Consider the following 6,839-nt stretch of genomic DNA (forward strand, 5'->3'; position numbering starts at 1 on the left):
GCTCCGGAGGGAGTCGGGCGCACCACCCCGTATCCATGAGCGCGCCCTCGTCCGGCCTTCTTCGCTGGTAGTCGTGCTCAGTGGGCGATCCCGGTGTACACGGGGATCTCCAGGGGACCGAAGATGCTGGACTCGTGGCGGAACCGCAGTTCGGAGACCGGCACGGCCAGGCGCAGACCGGGGACCCGCCTGGTCAGCGTTCCCAGGGCGATCTCCAGCTCCGCACGGGCCAGGTTCGCGCCGAGGCACAGATGGGGACCGAACCCGAACGCGAGGTGCTGGCGGCTCGCCTGGTCCGGGTCGATCACGTCAGGGTGCGCCACCGCCTCGGGGTCGTGATTGCCCGCGTTCGTCAGCAGCAGGACGCCGTCCCCGGCCCGGATCTGTCGGCCGTGCAGCTCGACGTCCTCGATGGCCACCCTGACGGTGACCCTCTCGGCGATCGTGAACCAGCGCAGCAGTTCCTCCACCACGTCGGGGACACGGTCGGGTTCGGTGCGTACGACCTCCCAGAGGTGGGGGCGCTGCAGGAGTGCGAGGGTGCCGAGCCCGATCATGCTCGCCGTGGTCTCGTGTCCCGCGACCAGCAGCAGCACACCAAGCTCCACGAGGTAGTCGTGGTCGGCGCCGTCCCGTGCCTGGCGGCCGAGCAGGTCGTCGGTGGGGCGCCGTTCCTTGTCCGCGACCAGGGAGTGCATGTAGTCACGCAACTCCTCGAGCGCCGCCGCCCGTTCTTCCCGGCTCGCGGCGGCGGAGAGAAAACGGCTCGACCTCTCCTCGAAGAACGCGTGATCACGGTAGGGCACGCCGATGAGTTCACAGATGACCAGCGAGGGAACCGGCAACGCCAGGACCTCGAACAGGTCGACGGGCCGCGCCGCCTCCAGCAGTCGGTCGATCCGCTGATCGACCACCTCCTGGATCCTCGGTCGCAGCTGGTTGATCCGACGTGAGGTGAACTCCTGGGCCACCGCCCGCCTGGCCAGGGGATGCTCGGGAGGGTCCATGGTGATGATGTTGCGCGGCACGTCTCGCCGCCGGGCGGGCTGGCTGGCGCTGAGCAGCGGATAGCCCTCCCGCCTGCGATCGGTGCTGAATCGGACGTCGTTCAGCACCTCACGGACGACCGAGTGCCGTGCGACGGCCCAGACCTCGCGCCCGTCGTGCAGGGTGGCGGGGAAGACAGGTTCGAGCGCCAGCATCCCGGCGTAGTCCGCCGGGGGTGCCAGTCCGTCCTCCCGGCGAACGGGCAGACGGACTACGGGACAGGTCCTGTCAGAAGTCCCTTGCATGAGCGACCCCATCTCTAAGTGGACGAATTCTGTCCACTTGACGGTAGCTAGGCTGGACCCGAATGTCGAGGGATGGCCGGCCACCGAAGGAGGAACCTGTGGGGACACACCCGTCAGGAGCCACGCCGACGAGGCTGCGCGGCGACGCGCGCCAGAACCGCGACCAGATCCTCCAGGCCGCCCGTCAGCAGTTCAGCCGGTACGGGTTCGACGTGGCCATGCAGGATGTGGCCCGCGCCGCCCGGGTGGGCGTCGGGACGCTGTACCGGAGGTTCCCGAGCCGGGAGGCGCTGGTGAGTGCGGTCGTGCTCGACAGCCTGGAGCTGGCGATGGACCGCATACGCGAGGCGCGCGCCACAGAAGCGGATGCATGGAGTGTGCTGGAGCGCGTAATGGCCGAAGCCGCCGCGCTGCAGCTCGCGATCGACGCGACCCTGCACGGCGCCGGGTCCCGCGCCGAGCTGCAGTCACCCGAAGTCCTGGCCGGGCGCCGGCGTCTCCTGGACCTTTTCGAGGAGATCGTGGACGCGGCCCGGTCCGAGGGGGCGCTGCGTGCGGACGTGGGCGTGGGCGACGTGGCCATGGCGGTCGCGATGCTCGCCGGCGTACGCCCTTCAACCCTTCCGCAGGGCGCTCACCGCCGACTGCTCGCCATGCTCATGGCTGGCCTGCGTGCCGACGGGACGTTGGTCGCACTACCCGGAGAGCCGGTCACCCGCGACGACTACGAGTCCCGGAGCCACTGAGCCCGGTGGCTCGCGCAAGCTGCACGTCAAGTGGTCTGGCGGTCTGGTGCGCGTAGGCGCCGGGCGGCTCGGACAGGTCCGGGGCGCTGGTCCATCGTTAAGATCATCCGTCAGTGGGCGACTTCCCGGTTTGTCAGCACGAGCAGGGCTCGCACCAGCACGGTCGCCCACTTCGGGTCGCGAACAGCCTCTGGCCGCGGGTCAGGGGCCGGCTGCAGCGTCTTGCAGCCGCAGATGACCGCCAGGTCGGCGTCCGGAGTATCTATACCAAAGGCCACCGGCCATCGACCGGCGGGAAGTACCCCACTTGTCATTCACACCAGGCCCGATCCTGCGACTTCACGCTGCACACCGCTCAGCGAGCATGCGGCGCGCAGCCAGAAAGGTTCTGGCTGATCACGGATGCCATGGTGGACCCGGCCGAGCTCCTGAGGGTGCCGCACGTCCTTCATCCCTGCTCTGGGAAAGTTCCGTTCGCAGACGGCCCCTGGTTCAAGGCGGTGATGGCGGTGCGCAGTTCAGCCAGCACGTCGGCAGCCAGGGCGGTGACGTCCCGATCGTCGGAGGCTTCGATCCAGCGGCTGTAGGTCGCGTGGAAGGCCAGCCCGATCAGGGCGACGACCACGTCCGGGGACATGCCGTCCAGGCCCTTGTCCCGCAGGGCCGTCGTGATCGCCTCGTTCTGGGTCTGCCGCTTGATCAGGTCACGCTCGCGCAATTCGGGGTTGTGATCGACAACCGCCTGGCGGCGCCCGTACCAGGTGCGCTTGCCCGGGTCGAACACCTCGATGATCGCCTGCAGGACTGCGTCGACCAGGTCGAAGACCGTGCTCCCGGGCGCGACCTCGGCGACCGCGGCCACGGCTCGGTCGGCCATCTCGCCCGTGCCGACGAACAGCACCTCGCGTTTGTCGGCGAAGTGACGGAAGAACGTGCTCTTCGACATCCCCGCCCGCTCGGCGATCTGCGCGGCGGCGGTGGTGTCGTAGCCGCGCTCGAACAGCTCCAAGGCAGCGTTCTGCAGGCGTTCGCGAGTGTCCGGTTCCCATCTGCCCATGGACCCATCGTAAGTGATGGGACCCGGGACCCATCCCGTGCTACCGTGATGGGACCCGGGTCCCATCATTTGATCGGAGCGCGAGCCCACCATGTCTTCTCTTCCCACTCCCACCACCTGGACGGGTCCACTGCCCGCGGCGAATCCGCCCGTCGGCATGGGCGTCCACCACCTGCCGACCGGCTCGTACCAGACCCGGGCAGCGCTCGCCGTCCGCGGAGGATCCCTCCGCGACAAGCGTCCGTTCGCGGCATCCGCCATCCTGGTCCGGCATCCGAAGGGTGACCTGCTCATCGACGCGGGCTTCGGCGCCGGCCTGTCACAGCACATCGCGATGCTCCCCTGGTACATGCGCTCCGCCCACGAGGCCGGCCGGACAGCCGCCGAGCAGCTCGACGCTGTCGGCTACGACCGCGGGCGGTTGATCGGCGTGATACCCACGCACACACATTGGGACCACACGAGCGGCCTCGACAGCTTCCGCGGAACGCCGATCTGGTTGAACGTGGCCGAACGGCAGTACGCGGCGAACGCTCCGGACAGCAAGGTCTTCCGACACGTGTCCGCCGGCCACGAGATCCGCTCCTACGACTTCGGCAGCGGACCCTACCTCGGCTTCCCGGCCGGCCACGACGTGCACGGCGACGGCTCCGTGGTCATCACGCTCGCCCCCGGCCACACCGCCGGCTCTGTGATCGTCTTCGTGGCCCTGCCCTCCGGCACACGGTACGCCTTCGTCGGCGATCTCACCTGGCAGCTCGACGGCATCCGCAACCGGGTCGAACGGCCTTGGCTCATGCGGAGGTTCGCCGATCACGACCCCACGTCCGTGCGGCAGGACCTGCTGCGGATGATCGCCCTCGAGAACCTCATACAGATCGTCCCGGCTCATGACCTCGGCGCGTACGAAGGGATCCCCGGGCTGGCTCCCGCCGAGTCACCTTGCTGAGGGCGTCCCGGTTGTCGACGACCCTGCCGGCGCGATGGTGGTGAACTCCCTGCGGGCAGAGCGCGTCACCGCGAGCCGATCTTCTTGACGTGGCCGCGGATCAGGTGGGCGAGTTCGTTCGCGAGGGCACTCGACAACGCCAGGCGGACCTTGCGGACGGGGCCGTTGAGCCCCTCGACGGAACGCGCGCTGCCCGACTACGGACGTGCCGCGAACCGCCCGCCGCCCCGCTTGTGCAGCCGGCCGCGGTCGGCGAGCCCGGTCATCTTGGCCCGCAGAGGTTCCAGCCCGCCCCGCACCGAGACGTCCAGATCCAGCGGCTCGCCGACCGCTCCGGCCTGCACCGGGCCATCGCCCCCTCGTACGATCGCCAGGATCCTGCGGCGGCCGCCGGGCAGCGCGCCCTCACCAGCTGCGCCCCCGCGGTGCGCGATGAGCAGGACGGCCTGCCCGGGCGCCTTCGCCGATACCGGAGCGACAGCCCCGGCGCCGGCCCGCACACTCTCGGCCAGGCGGCGCAACACCTGCTCCGCGAACGCCAGTTCATTTCGCTCGGCCTGAACCTCCTGAAGCTCTCGCCCAACTGCTCGGCGATGGCGCCCAGTTCGCTTCAGTGAGCAGCGATCCACTGTCGCTCCCGAGGGGGCCGGTCGCGGGGCAGCCGAACCCGGTATCCCGCCGGAGCCGGACCTGCCCGACGATCTACACCATGACCGGACCGCCCGTCCCGGGTCGCGACACCGCCGGGTGACGGAGCCCCTGGCCCCGGAAGCCAGGGCCGGCTTCCCGCTTGCGCACCCTTGACGGGCCGTATCACCGTCATTAATCTCCGAAGAAATTTCGCCAAGCGAAAAATGCGTGAAACGGTGACGACATAGGGAGATCGACAGTGGCCATCACCGAGTCCGAGGTCGGGGCGAGACTGGATCGCCTGCCCATCTGGCCTCACCCGAAGTCCCTGCTGTTCATGCTGGGCGCCGGGTTCTTCTTCGCCTACTTCGAGGGTGTCAACATCGGTATCGCGCTCCCGGGCGCGCTGGACCAGTTCAACGCCTCGCTCGGCGACGGCGCCCGGGTGATCAGCCTGGGTCTGTGGGGCACCCTGCTCGGCACGCTCAGCAGTGGCTACCTGTCCGACCGCAAGGGCCGTCGCGCCGCCCTGTTCTCCGGGGTCATGCTCTGCGGAGCGGGCTCACTGCTCAGCGCGTTCGCCCCGTCCCTGACGGTGTTCACCGGCGCGCGCTTCCTCGCCAACATGGGCTCCGCGGCGGCCGCGATCACCATCGGCTCCTACCTCAGCGAGCTCTCCCCCGCCGCCCGACGCGGCCGCCACGTGGCCACAGCCGTCATCCCCGGAATGGCCGGACTGGCCAGCGTGCCGTTCATCGGCCTCGCCGTGGTGCCCGCATTCGACGCCGGCTGGCGGGTCATGCTGGTGATCCCGGCCCTGGCGGCGGTGATCTACCTGGCGGGGTACCGCATGATGCCGGAGTCGCCACGCTGGCTCGTCACCCACGGGCGCGCCGACGAGGCGGAGAAGGTCGTCCGCAAGGCGGAGGACCACGTACGCAGCCGGATACCCGGCGAACTGCCGCCGATCGACCGCCATCAGACCGCTCAGTCCAGCGCCGCCTCGGCCACCGAGGATAACGGCCAGACCTGGAAGCTGTTCCAGCGCCCGAACCTGCGCTGGACGACTCTCTTCGCTCTGATCTGGTTCGGCTTCCAGGTCCCGGTGAAGTCCGTACTCGGCCTGGGCGTCGAGTTGCTTACCAAACGCGGCTTCGACATCGCTCAGAGCATCACGCTCTCGATCGGCCTGAGCGTCGGTGTCGTCATCGGCGCGTTGCTGGCGTTCGCCGTCACCGACATGTTCCCCCGCAAACACTCGCTGGCGGCCATGACGGCGACCAGCGCGGTGCTGATCATCCTGATGGGTGTCTTCCCGACCACCGCCCTGATCGTCGTGGCCTGGGTCGCCATGGGCATGGTGATCGGCTTCAGCACGCCCATCCTGAATCTGATCACCGCCGAGCACTTCCCCACCAGGATCCGCAACCGCGGCGCGTCGGTCTCCTCGGCCCTCGGCGACCTCGGCGGGGTGGCGGGTCCCTACATCGCCGTGGCGGCGTTCACCGCCGTCGGGTTCTCGGGAGCGTGGTTCGCCTTCGGCGGGTTCCTCCTCGTGCTGCTGATTCCGCTGGCCATGACCCGCAACACGAACGGGACGGCTCTCGAGACCGTCACACCGCAACTGTCGGCCGACGCGCCGACTGGCAGCGAGGCCGGGACGGAGACCCGCACCCCGGCCTAGGTTCGGCCTCAGGTCCCATCGCCGCTGAGCCGAGAATCCGGAAGCCGGACGCGGCTTCGGCCAGACCCTCAGGCGTCCGGAGCCTGACCCCGTCGCCACCGGACCATGGGCACCGCCTCGGCCTTCATCCCCGTTCCGGTCGAATGACCAGTCGCCCGCGACCACAGCCGTCGGCATCGAAACGCAGCCTCTGGCGCGTCGGCGTTGCAGTTAACGGAGCGACTGTCCCGGCTCACCGACACCGGCGCGGTCCGCCCCCTGTTCGTGGTCAGCACCGCCGCGAGGCAGTACCGGGGTCCGCGCGGAGGGCCGGGGCCTGCGCCTTTGCGACACCATGGGGACATCGCCGGCACCTGATGTCCACGACGACGTCCCGCCAGGTGAGCACATCGCAGAGCGGCGGGCCACCCCCCGCACGGGGGGGGCGCCGCCAGGGGGGCCCAGGGCCGCCCCAAAGACCCCGCGCCGAGGGAAATAAAAA

6 protein-coding genes are annotated in these 6,839 nt (G+C 69.5%); 3 read left to right on the forward strand and 3 right to left on the reverse strand.

The genetic code is table 11. The annotated features are described in order from the left end of the window. Positions 1-77 precede the first annotated feature (77 nt). Positions 78-1,292: a cytochrome P450 gene (locus ACFWPS_RS51195; RefSeq protein WP_383720617.1), complete on the reverse strand. Its 1,215-nt coding sequence runs from the start codon at positions 1,290-1,292 to the stop codon at positions 78-80. 98 nt (positions 1,293-1,390) lie between these two features. On the opposite strand from ACFWPS_RS51195, the gene ACFWPS_RS51200 reads away from it, so the two are divergent. Continuing rightward, a complete protein-coding gene (locus ACFWPS_RS51200; protein WP_383720620.1) occupies positions 1,391-2,038 on the forward strand; it encodes a TetR/AcrR family transcriptional regulator in 648 nt (215 codons plus the stop codon). A 448-nt stretch (positions 2,039-2,486) separates the two neighbouring features. Here the strand turns inward: ACFWPS_RS51200 and ACFWPS_RS51205 are convergent, their stop codons facing one another. Further along, entirely contained in the window at positions 2,487-3,047 is a 561-nt protein-coding gene (locus ACFWPS_RS51205) for a TetR/AcrR family transcriptional regulator (RefSeq protein WP_383720622.1), read from the reverse strand. A gap of 139 nt (positions 3,048-3,186) precedes the next feature. On the opposite strand from ACFWPS_RS51205, the gene ACFWPS_RS51210 reads away from it, so the two are divergent. Further along, on the forward strand, positions 3,187-4,044 hold the full coding sequence (locus ACFWPS_RS51210; RefSeq protein WP_383720625.1) for an MBL fold metallo-hydrolase: 858 nt from the start codon (positions 3,187-3,189) through the stop codon (positions 4,042-4,044). 197 nt (positions 4,045-4,241) lie between these two features. On the opposite strand, the gene ACFWPS_RS51215 is transcribed toward ACFWPS_RS51210, so the two are convergent. Continuing rightward, positions 4,242-4,565: a hypothetical protein gene (locus tag ACFWPS_RS51215; protein ID WP_383720627.1), complete on the reverse strand. Its 324-nt coding sequence runs from the start codon at positions 4,563-4,565 to the stop codon at positions 4,242-4,244. A 368-nt stretch (positions 4,566-4,933) separates the two neighbouring features. Here ACFWPS_RS51215 and ACFWPS_RS51220 point away from each other — a divergent pair, with 368 nt between their 5' ends. Next, the gene (locus tag ACFWPS_RS51220) at positions 4,934-6,358 is read left to right on the forward strand and encodes an MFS transporter (protein ID WP_383720629.1); all 1,425 of its coding nucleotides are present in this window, start codon (positions 4,934-4,936) and stop codon (positions 6,356-6,358) included. Positions 6,359-6,839 lie beyond the last annotated feature (481 nt).

The sequence above is a fragment of the Streptomyces sp. NPDC058457 genome, assembly GCF_042720695.1.
Classification (GTDB): Bacteria; Actinomycetota; Actinomycetes; order Streptomycetales; family Streptomycetaceae; genus Streptomyces.

Bases quoted from the DNA above. Each gene is read 5' to 3' on its own strand.
- ACFWPS_RS51195 (WP_383720617.1), bottom strand. From the start codon at position 1,292: ATGCAAGGGACTTCTGACAGGACCTGTCCCGTAGTCCGTCTGCCCGTT.
- ACFWPS_RS51210 (WP_383720625.1), top strand. From the start codon at position 3,187: ATGTCTTCTCTTCCCACTCCCACCACCTGGACGGGTCCACTGCCCGCG.